Here is a 1,598-nt window from a genome sequence, read left to right on the forward strand (position 1 = left end):
CGTGGAAAGCTCTGGAAAACCATCGTGACCGGCTCCGGTCGAGGTCTCTGCGCGAGTTGTTCGCCACCGAACCGGAGCGGGTGCAGGCGTTGACGATCCCGGCCGGGGATCTGGTGGTCGACTTCAGCAAGCAGCGTGTCGATGACGGTGTGATGCACTCTCTGCTCGAGTTGGCGGAGCAGAGTGGGGTGGGGGCGGCGCGTGCGGCGATGTTCTCGGGTGCGCACCTCAATGTCACCGAGGACCGGGCGGTGCTGCACACCGCGCTGCGCCTGCCCCGCGAGGCGAAACTGATCGTCGACGGGGTCGATGTGGTCGCGCAGGTGCATGCGGTGCTCGACCGGATGGGGGAGTTCACCGACCGGCTCCGCAGCGGCGACTGGCGCGGGGCCACCGGGGAGAAGATCACCACGGTGGTCAACATCGGGATCGGTGGTTCGGATCTGGGTCCGGCGATGGCCACCCGGGCGTTGCGGCGTTTCCACGACGGCCCGGCGGTGCGGTTCGTCTCCAACGTCGACCCGGCCGATCTGACCGCGGCGCTGACCGGTCTGGATCCGGCGGCCACCGTGTTCATCGTCGCGTCGAAGACCTTCTCCACCCTCGAAACGTTGTCCAATGCCGCCGCCGCCCGCCGCTGGCTCGTCGCCGCCCTGGGTGAGGACGCGGTCGCGGCGCATTTCGTGGCGGTGTCCACGCACACCGAGCGGGTGGTCGAGTTCGGTATCGACCCGGCGCACATGTTCGAGTTCTGGGATTGGGTCGGCGGCCGCTATTCGGTGGGCTCGGCGATCGGGTTGGCGGTGATGTGCGCGATCGGCAAGGAACGCTTCGGGGAGTTCCTCGCCGGGATGCACGCCATCGACACCCATTTCCGTACCGCCGCCCCGGCGCGGAATGCGCCGCTGCTGGCGGGGTTGATCGGGGTGTGGAACGCCAGTGTGCTCGGGCATCGTTCGCGGGCGGTGGTGCCCTATGCGCAGGATCTGGCGCGGTTGCCGGCCTATCTGCAGCAGCTGGCGATGGAATCGAACGGTAAATCGGTGCGGGCGGACGGGGCACCGGTGCGTTGTCCGACCGGGGAGGTGTTCTGGGGGGAGCCGGGCACGGGCGGTCAGCACGCGTTCTTCCAGTTGCTGCATCAGGGCACCGAGACGGTGCCGGTCGATTTTCTCGGTTTCGCCCGGGCCGGGGACGATCTGCCCGCCCGGGACGGGACGACCTCGATGCAGGTGTTGTTGCTGGCGAACATGTTCGCTCAGGCCACCGTGCTCGCGTTCGGGCGGGATGCGGGTGAGGTCCGCGCCGAGGGTGTCGACGAGGCGTTGGTGGCGCACAAGGTGATGCCCGGTGATCGGCCGTCGACGACGGTCCTCGCTCCGGAGCTGAGCCCGGCGGTGCTCGGGCAGATCGTCGCGTTCTACGAGCATCAGGTGTTCGTCCAGGGGGTGGTGTGGGGGATCGACTCGTTCGATCAGTGGGGTGTCGAACTCGGCAAGACCCAGGCCACCGCCCTGCAGGCGGTGCTGACCGGCGACGAGCGTCCCGACACCGGGGACGCATCCACCGACCGTCTGATCACCACCTACCGGCACATG

General features: G+C 68.5%; 1 protein-coding gene. It reads left to right on the forward strand.

Annotated features, from left to right (window positions below; genetic code table 11):
* On the forward strand, positions 1-1,598 hold a 1,598-nt coding region (pgi, locus tag MOM01_RS22925), incomplete at both ends, for a glucose-6-phosphate isomerase (RefSeq protein WP_241387747.1).

The sequence above is a fragment of the Rhodococcus sp. CH91 genome (genome assembly GCF_022554085.1).
Taxonomy (GTDB): Bacteria; Actinomycetota; Actinomycetes; order Mycobacteriales; family Mycobacteriaceae; genus Rhodococcus.